General features: G+C 57.8%; 12 protein-coding genes. 6 read left to right on the top strand and 6 right to left on the bottom strand.

The window, feature by feature from the left end; genetic code table 11:
• Window positions 1-4 precede the first annotated feature (4 nt).
• From rlmE to AC4HNJ_RS17520, 3 genes are all read left to right on the top strand, one after another.
• Window positions 5-655 (top strand): 23S rRNA (uridine(2552)-2'-O)-methyltransferase RlmE, encoded by a 651-nt coding sequence (gene rlmE, locus AC4HNJ_RS17510; RefSeq protein WP_490480948.1) that lies wholly within the window; start codon window positions 5-7, stop codon window positions 653-655.
• Window positions 652-2,589: an ATP-dependent zinc metalloprotease FtsH gene (gene ftsH, locus AC4HNJ_RS17515; protein WP_490480891.1), complete on the top strand. Its 1,938-nt coding sequence runs from the start codon at window positions 652-654 to the stop codon at window positions 2,587-2,589. The genes rlmE and ftsH overlap by 4 nt, the downstream gene beginning before the upstream one ends.
• A gap of 195 nt (window positions 2,590-2,784) precedes the next feature.
• Window positions 2,785-3,393, top strand: coding sequence for a DUF2239 family protein (locus tag AC4HNJ_RS17520; protein WP_490480892.1), 609 nt, complete (start codon window positions 2,785-2,787; stop codon window positions 3,391-3,393).
• 50 nt (window positions 3,394-3,443) lie between these two features.
• Here AC4HNJ_RS17520 and arsC read toward each other — a convergent pair whose 3' ends face one another.
• From arsC to AC4HNJ_RS17540, 4 genes are read right to left on the bottom strand one after another with little or no spacing between them, the layout of a single operon-like run.
• Entirely contained in the window at window positions 3,444-3,788 is a 345-nt protein-coding gene (gene arsC, locus AC4HNJ_RS17525) for an arsenate reductase (glutaredoxin) (protein WP_490480893.1), read from the bottom strand.
• A 6-nt stretch (window positions 3,789-3,794) separates the two neighbouring features.
• Window positions 3,795-5,144, bottom strand: a complete 1,350-nt coding sequence (locus AC4HNJ_RS17530) for a pseudouridine synthase (RefSeq protein ID WP_490480894.1) — start codon at window positions 5,142-5,144, stop codon at window positions 3,795-3,797.
• Complete coding sequence (gene scpB / locus AC4HNJ_RS17535; RefSeq protein ID WP_490480895.1) at window positions 5,141-6,100, bottom strand: SMC-Scp complex subunit ScpB; 960 nt, start codon at window positions 6,098-6,100, stop codon at window positions 5,141-5,143. Before scpB ends, AC4HNJ_RS17530 begins: the two co-directional genes overlap by 4 nt.
• A gap of 54 nt (window positions 6,101-6,154) precedes the next feature.
• The gene (locus AC4HNJ_RS17540; RefSeq protein ID WP_490480896.1) at window positions 6,155-7,081 is read right to left on the bottom strand and encodes a segregation and condensation protein A; all 927 of its coding nucleotides are present in this window, start codon (window positions 7,079-7,081) and stop codon (window positions 6,155-6,157) included.
• 705 nt (window positions 7,082-7,786) lie between these two features.
• Here AC4HNJ_RS17540 and AC4HNJ_RS17545 point away from each other — a divergent pair.
• Complete coding sequence (locus AC4HNJ_RS17545) at window positions 7,787-8,158, top strand: PilZ domain-containing protein (RefSeq protein WP_490480897.1); 372 nt, start codon at window positions 7,787-7,789, stop codon at window positions 8,156-8,158.
• A gap of 47 nt (window positions 8,159-8,205) precedes the next feature.
• On the opposite strand, the gene AC4HNJ_RS17550 is transcribed toward AC4HNJ_RS17545, so the two are convergent.
• Entirely contained in the window at window positions 8,206-9,894 is a 1,689-nt protein-coding gene (locus AC4HNJ_RS17550) for an AMP-binding protein (protein WP_490480898.1), read from the bottom strand.
• Between AC4HNJ_RS17550 and AC4HNJ_RS17555 the strand changes: the two genes are divergently transcribed.
• A complete protein-coding gene (locus AC4HNJ_RS17555) occupies window positions 9,893-10,474 on the top strand; it encodes a hypothetical protein (protein WP_490480899.1) in 582 nt (193 codons plus the stop codon). The genes AC4HNJ_RS17550 and AC4HNJ_RS17555 overlap by 2 nt on opposite strands.
• 185 nt (window positions 10,475-10,659) lie before the next feature.
• Here the strand turns inward: AC4HNJ_RS17555 and acnA are convergent, their stop codons facing one another.
• Window positions 10,660-13,398, bottom strand: a complete 2,739-nt coding sequence (acnA, locus tag AC4HNJ_RS17560; RefSeq protein WP_490480900.1) for an aconitate hydratase AcnA — start codon at window positions 13,396-13,398, stop codon at window positions 10,660-10,662.
• A 319-nt stretch (window positions 13,399-13,717) separates the two neighbouring features.
• Between acnA and acnB the strand changes: the two genes are divergently transcribed.
• Complete coding sequence (gene acnB, locus AC4HNJ_RS17565; RefSeq protein ID WP_490480901.1) at window positions 13,718-16,309, top strand: bifunctional aconitate hydratase 2/2-methylisocitrate dehydratase; 2,592 nt, start codon at window positions 13,718-13,720, stop codon at window positions 16,307-16,309.
• Window positions 16,310-16,411 lie beyond the last annotated feature (102 nt).

Genomic DNA, 16,411 nt, shown 5'->3' on the forward strand with positions numbered 1-16,411 from the left:
ACCCATGCCTCGCAGCAAGAGTAGTTCCCGCTGGCTGCGGGAGCATTTCGATGACATCTATGTAAAGAAAGCCCAGGCTGAAGGGTTGCGTTCGCGTGCGGTTTTCAAGCTGGAAGAGCTGATCGAGCGCGATCAGTTGTTGAAGCCGGGCATGCGGGTAGTCGACCTGGGGGCTGCCCCCGGCGGCTGGTCGCAGCTGGTTCGTCAGCGCCTAGGCGATAGTGGTACCGTGGTGGCGTTGGATATCCTGCCTATGCAGGGCATTGTCGGCGTCGATTTCCTGCAGGGTGACTTTCGTGAAGAAGCCGTTTTGCGGCAGTTGGAAGAACGTTTAAATGGCCAGAAGCTCGATCTTGTTCTGTCGGACATGGCACCCAATATGAGTGGTGTAGCACTGGCCGATCAGATCCGGGCAATGGATTTAGCGGAGCTGGCGCTTGATTTCAGCAGACACTGGCTCAAACCGGGCGGAGCGTTTCTAATCAAGTTATTCCAGGGAACAGGCTTCGACGATTACCTGCGCAGCTTGCGTGCGGACTTCACGCGCGTAAGTATGCGTAAACCAAAGGCCTCCCGCGCGCGTTCGCGTGAGGTGTATGCGCTGGCCACCGGCTTCAGACCCGGTGGACGGCAAACTGGCGAGAACCGCGCATGAACGAGACATGGAAAACCCTGTTGCTCTGGCTGGTGATTGCGGTGGTTTTGATCACCGTGTTCCAGAGCTTCAACCCGCACGGTGGCGCCTCATCGGATCTGCCATATAGCAGCTTTGTGCAGAGTGTGGAGAGCGGCAATGTCGCTACTGCCACCATCAGTGCCGAGAACCCGGCCACTATCAGCGGCAAATTGAAGGACGGCAGCAACTACCGTACGGTCGCTCCTGTGCTTGGTTTTTCCACCAATGCGGTGGTCAAGCAGATGCAGGACAAGAACGTGACCGTCACGCAGGATTCCGGCACCGGCTTTTCGCTGATCGGCCTGCTGGTGAACTGGCTACCGGTGATCCTGATCGTTGGCGTCTTCATATGGTTCATGCGCCAGATGCAGCAGGGCGGCGGCGGTCGTGGGGCCATGAGTTTCGGCCGCTCGCGTGCCAAGTTGCAGGGCGAGGATCAGGTCAAGGTCAACTTCAGTGACGTTGCCGGTTGCGATGAGGCCAAGGAAGAGGTGGGCGAGTTGGTGGAGTTTCTGCGTGATCCGGGCAAGTTCCAGCGCCTGGGTGGCAAGATTCCGCGCGGTGTACTGATGGTCGGTCCGCCAGGTACCGGCAAAACCTTGCTTGCCAAGGCGATCGCCGGCGAAGCCAAGGTGCCGTTCTTCTCGATCTCCGGTTCCGATTTCGTCGAGATGTTCGTTGGCGTGGGTGCGTCCCGCGTGCGCGATATGTTCGACCAAGCCAAGAAACACGCTCCCTGCATTATTTTCATCGACGAAATCGATGCCGTAGGCCGTCACCGTGGCGCTGGCCTCGGCGGTGGACATGATGAGCGTGAGCAGACCCTCAACCAGCTGCTGGTGGAGATGGATGGCTTCGAAGGTACGGAAGGCATCATCGTCATTGCCGCCACCAACCGTCCGGACGTGCTCGACCCCGCGCTGTTGCGTCCGGGCCGTTTCGATCGCCAGGTGGTGGTCGGTTTGCCGGATGTGAAAGGGCGCGAGCAAATTCTCAAGGTACATTTGCGGAAGGTGCCGACTGCGAGCGACGTGGACGCGATGGTGATCGCACGCGGCACGCCCGGCTTTTCGGGCGCCGATCTGGCGAACCTTGTGAATGAAGCTGCTTTGTTTGCGGCGCGGGAAAATGCACGTGAAGTACGCATGAGCCACATGGACAAGGCACGTGACAAGATCCTGATGGGTACTGAGCGGCGCTCGATGGCGATGAGCGAGGATGAAAAGAAACTCACCGCTTATCACGAGGCGGGCCATGCCATCGTTGGTCGCCTGGTGCCGGAGCACGATCCGGTCTACAAGGTCACGATCATCCCGCGCGGGCGCGCGCTGGGAGTCACCATGTACTTGCCGGAAGGCGACAAGTACAGCATGAACAAAACCGCGATCGAATCGCAGCTGTGTTCGCTATACGGCGGCCGCGTGGCTGAAGAGCTTATCTTCGGCACGGACAAGGTTACGACTGGTGCTTCCAACGACATCGAGCGTGCCACCAAGATGGCGCGCAACATGGCGACGAAGTGGGGCCTGTCGGATGAACTTGGTCCAGTAACTTACGGCGAGGAAGAAGATGAAGTATTCCTCGGGCGTTCGGTCACACAGCACAAAAACGTCTCCAATGAAACCGCACGTAAGATCGACGAGGTCGTACGCGAGATCCTTGATCGTGCTTATGCACGCAGTAAGCAATTGTTGACCGACAACATCGACAAGTTGCACGTCATGGCCGATGCGTTGCTGCAGTACGAGACGATCGACGCACGCCAGATTGACGACATCATGGCTGGGCGCGTACCGGGACCACCTGCGGATTGGTCCAAGACTCCATCACCGGGGCCGTCGGTACCGCCTCCACCACCACGCGGCGATGCGGGAGCCAAGGTCGGGGATCCCGCGACGCAAAGCCGGATCTGAAGACTTTCAACAAACAAAGACTGCCTCTTTGAGGCGCCTCAGATTGCTGACAAACCCCGCGTTTTGGGACGTGGGGTTTTTTTATGGGCGAAGGGTTGCTGCCCTTTCAGTCGGTGTAGCGATAATTATCCGGGTAATATTGCGTCAAGTATTTTACCCGGGTATTATTTTCGCTACTTTGGATGGGCTCTTCTTATGTCAACGCAGCATTTCTTTACTGGTTTCCTGGGGCAGCGACGTCTTCTCTCCGGACCTCTTTCTATGGTCGCCTTGGCAGCCAAGCGCGCCACGGAGGGCGTCATTGAAGCGCCTGTCCTGATTTTCGACGACCATACCGGGCGGCAGGTTGACATCGATACAAGAGGCACGGAAGAGGAGATCCAGGCCCGATATGCCACGGCGTCTTCGCCCATGGAGGACATTGCGGAGACGTCTTCAAGTCTTCCCCGAGGCCGCGGCCGGCCGAAGTTGGGAGTTGTAGCGCGAGAAGTCACCTTGTTGCCAAGGCATTGGGAATGGCTGGCATCCCAGCCCGGCGGGCCATCGGTGGCCTTGCGCAAACTGGTAGAGGCAGCAAGGCGCGCAAAAAGCGAGCAAGACAAAATTCGCGAAAGGCAGGAGCGTGCCTATCACTTCATGGCTGCCATGGTAGGCGACATGCCTGGTTTCGAAGAGGCGGTACGCGCACTATTTGCCAATGAGAGCGCGAAGTTTGGTGAGCTTATCGCCGACTGGCCGAGTGACATACGGGACCATGCCATGCAACTCGCATTCGCTCGTAGAGAAGACGGTGCTCATGACTAGACCTAAATCGATTATCCGCTGCTTGCAGCCATATGGACTGTGGACCGCGACTAGAGAATCTTGAGTACGCGTTCCGGTGGGCGCCCAATGACGGCTTTTCCGTTATTTGTCACGATTGGACGCTCGATGAGGTGCGGGTGGGTCGTCATCGCCGTGATAAGCGCGTCCTCGTTGAGGGACGGATCGTCCAATCCCAGCCGGTGATAAGCCTCTTCTCCGGTTCGCAATAATTGCCGCGCGCTGATTCCCAATGAATGCAGCAGCGCTCTTAATTCGGCGAAGGTAGGTGGTGTTTCGAGGTAATGGACGATCTCGAATGGCTTGCTGTGCCGTTCCAACAGCGCCAGAGCGCTGCGCGACTTGGAACAGCGATTGTTGTGGTAAATGCGAATCATGCCCGCTCAGCGATTACCCGAACGGTTACCGCCGCCGCCGGGAGGTCTACCGCCTCCTTGTCCGTGTGGGCGATTGCCACGTTGTGGGCGGCCTCCCTGGTTCGGGCGGTTGCCGCGGTTATTCCGGTTGGCATTACCACCGGCATTGAAGCCGCCGTAAGGGTTAGCGCTGCCACCGCGACGATTTCCCTGGGCTTGGCCGTCCGAGGACCCGCGTCCGCCACCACCACCTTCACGTGTTTCACCAGCGAACCACGTGCGGGCTGGGGGAAGCTCCTGGCCGGGGGCGATACCGCGCTTTTTTTTCCGATTAGTCTTGGGGCGTTCCGGGCGCGCGACATTGCCGTTGACCTCGCGATTCGGATTGGCGCGGCGACGTTGCTTGCCACGCGCAGGTTCTTCGCGAATACGATCAAAGGCGCGTAATTCACGCGCTTCATCGTGGTAGCTACCGCTCCAAACAGCAGTGCCTTTCTCGGGACGATACTCGGTGACGTTGCGCGGCGCCCGGCGCTGATGCAGAACAGGGCTCAAGGTCAAGACGGGTTGCGGCGCTCCCAGGCCAGCGACCTTGCGCAACTCTTTGACGGTTTCCTCACCCAGCGCTTCGCAGTCGCCGCGGCGTAGTATGCGCGGCAGTTCAATATTGCCATAGCGAATACGCTTCAGCCGGCTCACTAGAAATCCCTGTGAATCCCACAGGCGACGCACTTCGCGATTGCGACCTTCGCGGATGACCACTCGGAACCAGCTGTGGCTGCCGCCGCGGCTAATGACGGCGATTTCGTCGAAGCGGGCAGGACCATCCTCGAGTTCCACACCCGCTTTGAGTTTCTCGATAATTTCATCGGGTACCTCGCCGTGAACGCGACAAAGGTATTCGCGCTCCAGCCCACTGCGCGGATGCATCAAGGCGTTGGCAAGTTCACCGTCGGTAGTAAGCAGCAGCAAACCGGTGGTGTTGATGTCCAGACGGCCGACGGCTACCCAGCGCGCACCTTTCAATCGAGGTAGCTGTTCGAAGACGGTGGGTCGACCTTCCGGATCTTCGCGAGTGGTTACCACGCCTTCGGGCTTGTGGTAAACCAACACCTCTGCATCGTCACGGCTATCGGTGGCGACGACGAATTGCTTGCCGTCGACAATGACGCGGTCGCCAGCTCGTACGCTGGCGCCGATATTGGCTGGGCTTCCATTGAGGTCGACCTCGCCGGCCTGGATACGTTGTTCCAGCATGCGGCGCGAGCCCAGCCCGGCATTGGCGAGCACTTTATGCAGGCGCTCTTCGATCTGGGGCGTGCTCTCGGAAGGGGTGGAACGCTTGAGGCTCAATACGGATTTTTGTGGCGCATTCATGCGCGGGACTCCTCGGTGTCTTGCTCGGCGGTGCGCTCGCTAGCGTCCGTGTGGTCCGCTGCCTCGTCGGCAGTGGAAGGAAGGGGTTCTACGACAGCGTGTGTATCGGCGGCGGTTTTATCGCCACGAGACATGTCGTCATTGTGCTGTATGAGAGGTGATGACTTGAGTTCTTCGCGATCGTCAGGTGGAGAGTCGTCTGTCGACGATGCATCGAAGAGGTCTTCGAGGTGTTCATCTGTACCTAGCGCTTCATCCTGATCAAGGACAACATTTTCTTCTTGTGCGATGAAATCAGGTGCCTGATCTATCGACATTTCGTCTTCATCTTTATCCCCATCTTCGGAGTTTTCCGCTTCTGGATCGATGGGGAGGTTGTAGACAGGGCGGGGCGGAAGCGACTCTTCATCCAATCTTAGTTGAGGGTCTTCCATGTCGCGGATTTCAGAAAGCGGAGGCAATTCATCCAATGATTTGAGGTTGAAGTAATCAAGGAAGGCGCGTGTGGTACCAAACAGCGCGGGCTTACCTGGCACGTCGCGGTGGCCTACCACGCGGATCCATTCGCGCTCTTCCAAAGTCTTGACGATGTTGGAGGAGACCACCACGCCGCGAATTTGCTCAATCTCTGGTCGGGTGATGGGTTGCCGATACGCGATCAAAGCCAGTGTTTCGAGCAGGGCACGCGAGTATCGGCTTGGTTTTTCAGTCCACATACGCGACACCCATGGGTGCATATCTTGGCGGACCTGATAACGGAACCCCGAGGCGACTTCTTTCAGTTCAACGCCACGATTGGCGCAATCCTCGGCCAGTGCTTCGAGCGCCATGGCGATTTGCGCGCGGTCTACTTCGTCCTCTTCGACGAAAAGCTCACCAAGCTGCGCCACGCTCAAAGGTTGGCTGGCCGCGAGCAGCGCCGCTTCAATAATCGATTTGAGTTGCTCGATCTGCATAGGCTTAGGATCGGATGTCCATGACGCTTACGCGTCCTTATAGAAAACGGCCGCTCATTCATTACCGAAGGCGGCGTCTTGTTCCTCAATAGCGTCGTCACCGGCGGCGACTTCAGCTTCTTCCTCGGCCGAATTGGCATTGGCCTTCACATAGATCGGTGCCAACGGCTCTTCCTGCACGATGTTGATCAGAAATTCTTTGGCGAGCTCCAGCATGGCCAGAAAGGTCACCACGACACCCAGTCTTCCCTCGTTGACGTCGAACAGGCTTTCGAAGCGGTGAAACTGGTCATCGTTCAAGCGGCTCAGCAACTCTCCCATGCGTTGCCGCACGCTCAACGCCTCGCGCTTGATAGCGTGATGCCCAAACAATTCGGCCCGATGCAACACGTCCTTGAGGGCCAACAACATTTCCTTCAAATCCAACGGCGGTGGCAGCTTGACGACATTGCGCTCACCCACGTCAGCTTGCGCCAGCACCGTATCGCGCTCCAGACGGGGCAGCGTATCGATGTCTTCCGCCGCCTTCTTGAAACGCTCGTATTCTTGTAGGCGCCGGACTAACTCCGCACGTGGATCTTCCTCCAGACCTTCCTCCGAAGGAGGCCTGGGCAGCAGCAGCCGTGATTTGATTTCGGCCAGTATCGCAGCCATCAACAGATATTCTGCCGCTAGCTCCAGCCGCATCACGTCACGCATCATCTCGATATATTCCATGTATTGCCTGGTAATTTCGGCAATCGGGATATCGAGAATGTCGAGGTTTTGCCGACGAATCAGATATAGCAAAAGATCCAGCGGTCCCTCGAATGCCTCCAAAATGACTTCCAGCGCGTCCGGTGGAATATACAGGTCCTGCGGCATCTGCAGGATCGGTTCGCCACGAACGATCGCCAGCGGCATTTCCTGCTGCTGCGGAACCCCGGCAAACGCGTCATGCGTTGCTTGGACAGGCTGAGACTCGGTTGGCTCAGTGCTCATCAATCATGTTATCGGCCGGCCCGGCCTGGGCTGGCAGTAGGTTCTATTGACGATCAGAATCCTTCTCCTGACCACTGGATCGAAGAAGAATCCATGCCTGGAATGCCTGAATGCTTGAGGCCATTCCCATAAAGCCACGCTGCACGATGTTTCCCCGAACGTGCGGTTGCGATCCTGATGAAGTCACACGGCGTGGTTTCGATCAGGTTGGCGGTCACCGGCTGCCAGGTCGATTGACCAAGCGATCAGGCAGAAACCCAGTATGACGCCGCTGGCGTCGCCCGCGATTCGTAAGGTCGGCTGGATACATCGGGTGAAGGCCATTCCAACCGGGGTTCCCGGCGATCATCCGTGCCTGGCTCCACACACAGATGACAGATTAGCTGCAGTCCCCCAGCATGTCCAGCGAACGCTTCAGCAACCGTAGAGGGTCGTGAATCCTGCTCGTCCTGAACTACGGCAGGATGTGACCTATTGTGTCTATGGCGAACGGTACAAGTGACCGGATACGACGAATGATTCGGCTGAAACCTTCTTGTAGCAGTGGCATGTGGCTTGCTTCATCATATGCCGATATCCGGGGGACATCGGCTTTGCGTGCCGATGCTGGCGTGTTCTGTAGCAGAAGCCCCAGGCACGCTGGAGAGCTGGACAGGTCGGATCTGGGCGCGCAGTGACCTGCTGTGCGGGTAGGGAGAGAAATACATGACAACGATGGGTGATGACACCATGGATGGCTCGGGTAAGGAGCATTTGCGCCCCGCCCGCATGCGCATCAAGACAACTGTCTTAATGAGTCATGGCGGTGAATCGCACCCAAGCGATCTGATCGATATTTCAGCCACGGGTGCGTTGGTTCGACGTCCGCGGGAATGGAACGGCCAGCCTGGACAGAGCTGGGTGCTCGACATGATTTTCGGCGAGGACCTGCACATTCACCTCGAAGCGAGAGTAGCACGCGTCTCAGAGCGACATATCGGTTTTGCCTATACCCGCATTCCCGAAGAAAAGCAGGTTCCACTATGGAACCTGCTAGGCGGGTATGCCGATATCCTGGAAATGTGGCACGACGATTGATGCCGTGCCGTAGGGCGCAACTGACGGCGCCCACATGAGAGAATGCTTTAGCCCGGTAAAGCCTGCTGCTTCTTTTCGTCGCGCAGTTCACGCCGCAGAATCTTGCCCACATTGCTCTTGGGTAATGCGTCGCGGAATTCGATGATTTTCGGCCGCTTGTAGCCTGTAAGGTTTTCGCGGCAAAACTCTTTGAGTTCTTCCACCGTAAGATTCGGATCCTTGCGCACGACAAACAGCTTGACCACTTCGCCCGAATGTTCGTCTGGCATGCCAATGGCAGCGACTTCCGCCACGCCAGGGTGCTTCATCACCGTATCCTCGACTTCGTTCGGATACACGTTGAAGCCTGATACCAGGATCATGTCCTTCTTGCGATCGACGATGTAGATATAGCCGTTCGTATCCATCTTCGCTATGTCGCCGGTATGCAGCCAACCGTCATCTGCGAGCACTTTGGCGGTTTCATCGGGACGTTTCCAATAACCCTTCATCACCTGCGGGCCATGCACCATCAATTCGCCCACTTCGCCATAAGGCAACGGCACGCCGTCTTCCGACCAGATGGCGATATCGGTGGAAGGAATGGGTAGCCCAATCGACCCATTGTATTCCTTCAAATCAAGCGGATTGATGCAGGCCGCGGGCGAGGTTTCCGTAAGGCCATAGGCTTCGGCCAAGGTGCAACCCGTTACCTTCTTCCAGCGTTCGGCTACTGCGCGTTGCACTGCCATGCCGCCGCCAAGGCTTAGATGCAGATGCGAAAAATCGACCTCTGCAAAACCCGGTGTATTGAGTAGCCCATTGAACAGCGTGTTGACGCCGGTGATGGCCGTAAAGCCCGAATGCCTAAGCTCTTTGACGAAAGCCGGCATGTCCCGCGGATTGGTAATCAGCAAGTTGAAGCCGCCTAACCGCATGAATACCAGTCCATTAGCCGTCAATGAGAAGATGTGATACAGCGGCAGTGCTGTGATGATGACTTCTTGACCCGCTTTGAGGTTGCTGCCGATCCATGCACTCGCTTGCAGCATGTTTGCCACCATGTTGCCGTGAGTCAGCATGGCGCCTTTGGCGATGCCGGTCGTGCCACCGGTGTATTGCAAGAAGGCAATGTCATCGTGAGTAATGAGAGGTTTCGGAGTTTCGTGTTTCGCGCCAGCGGCCAATGCATCCCTGAAACGCACTGCATGCGGCAGCGAATAAGGTGGCACCATCTTCTTCACGTATTTGAGCGCGAAGTTGATGAGTGCGCCTTTGAGGCCGAGCAAATCACCGATGCCCGTCGTTATCACGTGTCTGACGCCGGTCTCCGTCACGACTTGTTGCAGGGTTGAGGCAAAGTTGTCGAGCACGACAATCGCCGCTGCACCTGAATCTTCCAGCTGATGCTTGAGTTCGCGCGCCGTATACATGGGATTGGTATTCACCACCACCATGCCTGCCCGCAGTGCACCGAACAGTGCGATTGGATATTGCAGCAGATTTGGCAACATGATCGCCACACGATCACCTTTGGAAAGCTTGAGCTCCCCGGTGAGGTATGCGGCAAATTGCTGACTTAGCGTATCGACTTCGCCGTAAGTCAGCTTTTTTCCAAAATTGGAAAAAGCATCGTGTTCGCGGAAGCTTTCAAACGCCTCCTCCAGCACGGCAACAACAGAAGCGTACTGACTGATGTCGATCTCTGCGGGTACGCCAACCGGATAATGACTCAGCCACGGGCGCTGATTGCTCATGTTCGATCCCAAGCTCCATAAGTACATGCCGATGGTGGCGACGGCGCCTATCGTGCATCATGTGGACGAGGCATTGGAGCATACGCCAGCGTATAGCAGCAAGCCGCGTTGCAGCGATATATCGAGGGGTGATCGGACGCCGGTCATGAAATATCCATTCCTGTTTTTGTTACTGATTCTGCTGGCAATAGGGGTTGCCGGATGCCATCGCGCGCCGGACGAGGTGCTGATCCAGCAAGCCATCGACAAGGCTGCACAGGCAACCGAACACCTCGATGCATCGTCAGTGGTTGCCCCGCTTACCGACGACTTCGAAGGGAACGACGGTACGATGACCCGCGGGGACATCGGCAATCTGCTACACGCAGCAAAATTTCGCGGCGAGACCTTGCATGCGGTACTAGGCCCGGTGGATGTAGAGCCGCGAGGTGAGCGGTATGTAGCCAATTTCACGGTGACGCTGACCAGCGGTGGGAAACTGTTTCCCTCGCAACTGGGTGTCTATAAGGTAGAAACGGCCTGGCGTAAGGAAGGGCATGACTGGCAGTGCTACAACGCCACTTGGAAGCAACAACTTTAAACGCTATGCGGGCTCAGGCGATCGTCATCGGTGCGCTTCCACCGTAGCGGGCGACTACGAAGATGACCTGTCCGCCATGGGCAAGGTTGACCGGGGATGCAGCCTCGCAAGGTTAGGGCCTGCGGCGCAGATGGGTGTTCGACCACGCCGAACACCCATCTCGATTCCACATTGCTTAGTTACGGTTAGGCGACCTTCTTGCTCGCTAGCTGACGCAACACATACTGCAGGATACCGCCATGGCGGAAGAACTCCCGTTCTTTCGGCGTAAGCAATAGCACCTTCACGGTAAAGGTTTTTTCGCCCTTGTCGCTCTTGGCCACAACCGTGGCCTCCTTCGACTCGCCATCACGCAGCCCGGTAATGTCGAATGTTTCCTTGCCGGTCAAACCCAGTGATTTTGCATTTTCACCGTCTTTGAACTGTAGCGGCAATACGCCCATGCCGACGAGATTCGAACGATGGATGCGCTCGAAGCTCTCCGCGATCACGGCCTTGACGCCGAGCAACAGCGTGCCCTTGGCCGCCCAGTCACGCGAAGAGCCAGTGCCGTATTCCTTCCCAGCGAGCACGATCAGCGGGGTTTTGTCCGCCTTGTATTTCATCGCCGCGTCGTAGATGGACATCTGTTCGCCGTTCGGCACGTAGAGCGTGTAGCCGCCTTCTACGCCGTCCAGCATCAGATTCTTAATGCGGATGTTGGCGAAGGTGCCGCGTACCATCACGTCGTCGTTGCCCCGGCGGGAGCCATAAGAGTTGAAGTCCTTCGGTTCAACACCCTTGGCGATCAGGAAGCGTCCCGCAGGGCTGTCTTTCTTGATCGAACCTGCGGGGGAGATGTGATCGGTGGTGATGGAATCGCCGAACAGGCCGAGGACACGCGCGCCGTGGATATCGTCGATCTTGCCCGTCTCCATCGTCATGCCGTCGAAGTAGGGCGGATTCTTGATGTACGTGGAGTCGGCCCACTTATAGACTGAGCCTTCAGGTGAAGCGATGCTGTTCCAGCGGCTGTCGCCTTTGAATACATCGGCGTAGTTCTTAGTGAACATCTCTGGGCTGATGGCGCCGGCGATGATATCCGAGATTTCCTTGTTGCTCGGCCAGATGTCCTTCAAATACACCGGTTTTCCGTCGCTGCCGGTACCGACGGGTTTTTCGGAAAGATCCACGTCCAGTGAACCGGCCAACGCATAAGCCACCACCAATGGCGGTGAAGCAAGGTAGTTCATCTTTACTTCCGGATGCACACGTCCTTCGAAGTTGCGATTCCCGGAAAGCACGGAAGCCACGGCAAGATCGCCTTCGCCGATCGCTTTGCTGATTTCCTGTGGCAGCGGACCCGAGTTGCCGATGCAGGTTGTGCAGCCATAGCCGACCAGAAAGAAACCTACCTTTTCCAGCTCGTGCAGCAAGCCAGTCTTGGTCAGGTAATCGGTAACCACCAGCGAACCAGGAGCCAGTGAGGTCTTAACCCATGGTTTGGCTTTCAATCCCTTTGCGGCAGCTTTTTTGGCCAACAATCCAGCAGCCAGCATCACCGCCGGGTTGGATGTGTTGGTGCATGAGGTGATCGCTCCAATCACCACGGCGCCATCCTGCAAATGGAAACTTTCGCCATTCATTGATACATGCTGGCCTTGGCCAAGCGCGCTGGAATCGTGTCCGACAGCGGTGCCGCCGCCCTCGTTGGCAAATCGCGCCTCACTGCCATTCTTGCGACCGGCAGTGAGCACGCTGAGGCTCTCGTGGAAACTTTTCCTTACGTCTTCCAGCAGGACGCGATCTTGCGGACGCTTAGGACCCGCGAGCGAGGGTCTGACGTCGGCAAGATTGAGTTCCAGCGTAGCCGAGAACTGCGGATGTGGCGTGTGCTCATCGTGCCACAGCCCTTGGGCTTGCGCATACGCTTTCACCCGTTCGATCTGCTCTTCGCTGCGACCCGAGAGATGCAGGTAATTCAAGGCCTCCTGATCAATCGGGAAAATGCCGCAGGTTGCGCCATATTCCGGCGCCATGTTGCCGATGGTGGCGCGATCCGCCAACGGCAGGTGCTTCAGTCCGTCGCCGAAGAACTCCACGAATTTTCCGACCACACCGAGCTTACGCAGCATCTGCGTGACGGTAAGTACGAGGTCGGTCGCAGTGACGCCCTCGGAAAGCTTGCCGATGAGTTTGAAGCCCACGACTTGCGGAATCAGCATCGAAGAGGGTTGGCCGAGCATGGCGGCTTCCGCTTCGATGCCGCCTACACCCCAGCCGAGCACGCCGAGGCCATTGACCATTGTGGTGTGCGAATCGGTCCCGAAAACGGTGTCCGGGTAAATCCAATCGGCACCGTCTTTTTTGCCTGTGAACACTACGCGTGCCAGATGCTCCAGGTTGACCTGATGCACAATACCGGTGCGCGGGGGCACCACCTTGAAGTTATTGAAGGCCTTCTGGCCCCAGCGCAAAAACGAATAGCGCTCGTGATTGCGTTCAAATTCAATCTCGACATTTTTGTCGATAGCCGCTTCAGACCCGTAGACGTCCACCTGCACCGAGTGGTCGATCACCAGTTCGGCCGGTGCCAACGGGTTGATCTGGTTGGCATCGCCGCCTAGCTTCACCACCGCATCGCGCATGGCGGCCAGGTCCACCACGCATGGCACGCCGGTGAAGTCCTGCAGCACCACGCGTGCTGGCATGAAGGAAATTTCAGTATCCGGTTCTGCCTTGGGATTCCAATTGGCGACGGCTTCGATCTCTTTCTTGGTCACGTTGACACCGTCTTCGTGACGCAACAGGTTTTCCAGCAAGATCTTCATCGAGTAGGGCAGGTGCTTGAGATCGAAGCGCTGGCCAAGCTTGGTCAGGCTGGCGATCTGGTACGAGCTGCCGTTGACCTTAAGGGTGTCGCGGGTGGCAAATGAATCCAGCATGGGAATAGCTCCTGTTACTTGAAGTCTGGCGGACGCGCGCGGCGTAGCAGCAACATGCTAATGCAGCGAACGTTAGGGGAATTGCAATGTGATCGGTCTTTCTTCAGGGGATAGTGCGCAAGTTTGAGCCAATCCAGGGCCCATGCAAGCCACTTTGGGTCTATTTCGCCATGTCAGCATTGCAAGATTTCGAATGCTGGCGGAAACACGTTTTCGTTGCTGGTGTTCCAGGGTGGCTGGCAAAATAAGCGGCTTCACTGCTCCTCCTCACCGAGAGGAGCCGATCACGGCAACTTCGTCATCCCCAAGGATCTGACCCATGCTCAACGCCTATCGTCAACATGTCGCCGAGCGCGCTGCGCTGGGTGTGCCCCCATTGCCGCTGTCGGCCCAGCAAACCGCCGACCTGATCGAATTGTTGAAGCATCCGCCAGCGGGCGAAGAGGTGTTCCTGGTCGACTTGATCACGAATCGCGTGCCAGCCGGTGTCGACGATGCGGCCAAGGTCAAAGCTTCCTACCTTGCCGCAGTGGCGTTTGGTACGGAAAAGTGCGCGCTGATCAGCCGCGAAAAGGCGACCGAACTGCTGGGCACCATGCTGGGCGGCTACAACATCCATCCGCTGATTGAACTGCTTGATGATGCGCAAGTGGGTGGCATCGCGGCCGAAGCGCTGAAGAAAACGCTGCTGATGTTCGATGCCTTCCATGACGTCAAGGAGAAGGCAGACAAGGGCAATGCTTATGCCAAAGCGGTGCTGCAGAGCTGGGCTGACGCCGAGTGGTTCACCAGTCGCCCCGAGGTGCCGCAGAGCCTCACCATCACCGTGTTCAAGGTACCGGGTGAAACCAATACCGACGATTTGTCGCCGGCACCGGATGCCACCACGCGTCCGGACATCCCGTTGCATGCACTCGCCATGCTGAAGAACAAGCGCGAAGGCGCGCCGTTCCAGCCGGAAGAAGATGGCAAGCGCGGCCCCATCAAGCTGATCCAGGATCTCGCGCAAAAAGGCCATCTGGTGGCCTACGTCGGTGACGTCGTCGGCACAGGGTCTAGCCGCAAGTCGGCCACCAACTCCGTGCTCTGGTGGACGGGTGAAGATATCCCGTTCATCCCGAACAAGCGCTTCGGTGGCGTGTGCCTGGGCAGCAAGATCGCGCCTATCTTCTACAACACGATGGAAGATGCCGGTGCGCTACCGATCGAGCTGGATGTCTCGAAGATGGAAATGGGCGACGTTATCGAACTGCGCCCCTACGACGGCAAGGCGCTGAAGAACGGGGAGGTGGTTGCCGAGTTCAAGGTGAAGTCCGACGTGCTGTTCGACGAAGTGCGCGCCGGCGGCCGTATTCCGCTGATCGTCGGCCGCGGCCTGACTACCAAGGCACGCGAGGCGCTGGGTTTGCCGGTGTCCACCTTGTTCCGCTTGCCACAGAGCCCGGCGGATACCGGCAAGGGGTATACGCTCGCGCAGAAAATGGTAGGCCGTGCCTGCGGCCTGCCGGAAGGGAAGGGTGTACGTCCTGGCACCTACTGCGAACCGAAGATGACTTCCGTGGGGTCGCAGGATACGACCGGCCCGATGACCCGTGATGAGCTGAAGGACCTTGCTTGCCTCGGCTTCTCGGCTGACCTGGTCATGCAGTCGTTCTGCCACACCGCTGCCTACCCCAAGCCGGTGGACGTCAAGACGCATCATGACCTGCCTGCCTTCATTTCCACCCGCGGCGGTATCAGCCTGCGTCCGGGTGATGGCGTCATCCATTCCTGGCTCAATCGCATGCTGCTGCCCGATACGGTCGGTACCGGCGGCGATAGCCATACGCGCTTCCCGATCGGCGTTTCGTTTCCGGCGGGTTCCGGCCTGGTCGCTTTCGCCGCAGCCACCGGCGTGATGCCGCTGGATATGCCCGAGTCGGTGTTGGTGCGCTTCAAGGGTGAGTTGCAGCCGGGTGTCACGCTGCGTGACTTGGTGAATGCGATTCCGTTGTATGCGATCAAGCAAGACCTGCTCACGGTGGCCAAGCAGGGCAAGAAGAATATTTTCTCCGGTCGCATTCTGGAAATCGAAGGCTTGCCGAACCTCAAGGTGGAGCAGGCGTTCGAGTTGTCTGATGCGTCGGCCGAGCGTTCCGCTGCAGGCTGTACGGTCAAGCTCAATAAGGAACCCATCATCGAGTATTTGAACAGCAACATCACGCTGTTGAAGTACATGATCGCTCAGGGCTACCAGGATGTGCGCAGCTTGCAGCGCCGCATCAAGGCGATGGAAGCGTGGCTGGCCGATCCGCGACTGCTCGAAGCCGACAAGGATGCCGAATACGCTGCAGTGATCGAGATCGACCTCAACGACGTGCATGAGCCGATCGTGGCGTGCCCGAACGATCCGGATGACGTCAAGACACTATCGGACGTGGCGGGTGCCAAGATCGACGAGGTATTCATCGGATCGTGCATGACCAACATCGGCCACTTCCGCGCAGCCTCGAAACTGCTGGAAGGCAAGCGTGATATTCCCACCCGCCTGTGGGTCGCCCCGCCGACCAAGATGGATCAGAAGCAGCTTACCGAGGAAGGTCATTACGGTGTGCTTGGCACGGCGGGCGCACGCATGGAAATGCCGGGCTGCTCGTTGTGCATGGGCAATCAGGCGCAGGCGCGCGAAGGTGCCACGGTATTCTCCACCTCCACCCGCAACTTTCCGAACCGCCTGGGCAAAAACACCAACGTGTATCTAGGATCGGCGGAACTGGCTGCCATCTGCTCGCGACTGGGCCGTATTCCGACCAGGCAGGAATACCTGGCCGATATCGGCGTGATCAATGCGAATGGCGACAAGATCTATCGTTACATGAACTTCGATCAGATCGCCGACTTTAAGGATGTCGCTGACACCGTCGAAGCCTAAGCACGCGCCATGCGTACCCTCTCCCTGCTGGGGGGAGGGTACGGTGAGGGCCAAGGTCGACCTTGAACCTTACAAGAAGCACGTCTATCCGCCGCTTCTCGC

The sequence above is a fragment of the Dyella sp. SYSU CM1112 genome (genome assembly GCF_058216415.1).

Excerpts from the sequence above, each read along its gene's own strand:
- rlmE (WP_490480948.1), top strand. The coding sequence starts at position 5 with ATGCCTCGCAGCAAGAGTAGTTCCCGCTGGCTGCGGGAGCATTTCGAT.
- AC4HNJ_RS17545 (WP_490480897.1), top strand. The coding sequence starts at position 7,787 with ATGACAACGATGGGTGATGACACCATGGATGGCTCGGGTAAGGAGCAT.
- AC4HNJ_RS17520 (WP_490480892.1), top strand. The coding sequence starts at position 2,785 with ATGTCAACGCAGCATTTCTTTACTGGTTTCCTGGGGCAGCGACGTCTT.
- AC4HNJ_RS17555 (WP_490480899.1), top strand. The coding sequence starts at position 9,893 with ATGTTCGATCCCAAGCTCCATAAGTACATGCCGATGGTGGCGACGGCG.
- AC4HNJ_RS17530 (WP_490480894.1), bottom strand. The coding sequence starts at position 5,144 with ATGAATGCGCCACAAAAATCCGTATTGAGCCTCAAGCGTTCCACCCCT.
- acnB (WP_490480901.1), top strand. The coding sequence starts at position 13,718 with ATGCTCAACGCCTATCGTCAACATGTCGCCGAGCGCGCTGCGCTGGGT.
- acnA (WP_490480900.1), bottom strand. The coding sequence starts at position 13,398 with ATGCTGGATTCATTTGCCACCCGCGACACCCTTAAGGTCAACGGCAGC.
- arsC (WP_490480893.1), bottom strand. The coding sequence starts at position 3,788 with ATGATTCGCATTTACCACAACAATCGCTGTTCCAAGTCGCGCAGCGCT.
- AC4HNJ_RS17540 (WP_490480896.1), bottom strand. The coding sequence starts at position 7,081 with ATGAGCACTGAGCCAACCGAGTCTCAGCCTGTCCAAGCAACGCATGAC.
- AC4HNJ_RS17550 (WP_490480898.1), bottom strand. The coding sequence starts at position 9,894 with ATGAGCAATCAGCGCCCGTGGCTGAGTCATTATCCGGTTGGCGTACCC.
- scpB (WP_490480895.1), bottom strand. The coding sequence starts at position 6,100 with ATGCAGATCGAGCAACTCAAATCGATTATTGAAGCGGCGCTGCTCGCG.
- ftsH (WP_490480891.1), top strand. The coding sequence starts at position 652 with ATGAACGAGACATGGAAAACCCTGTTGCTCTGGCTGGTGATTGCGGTG.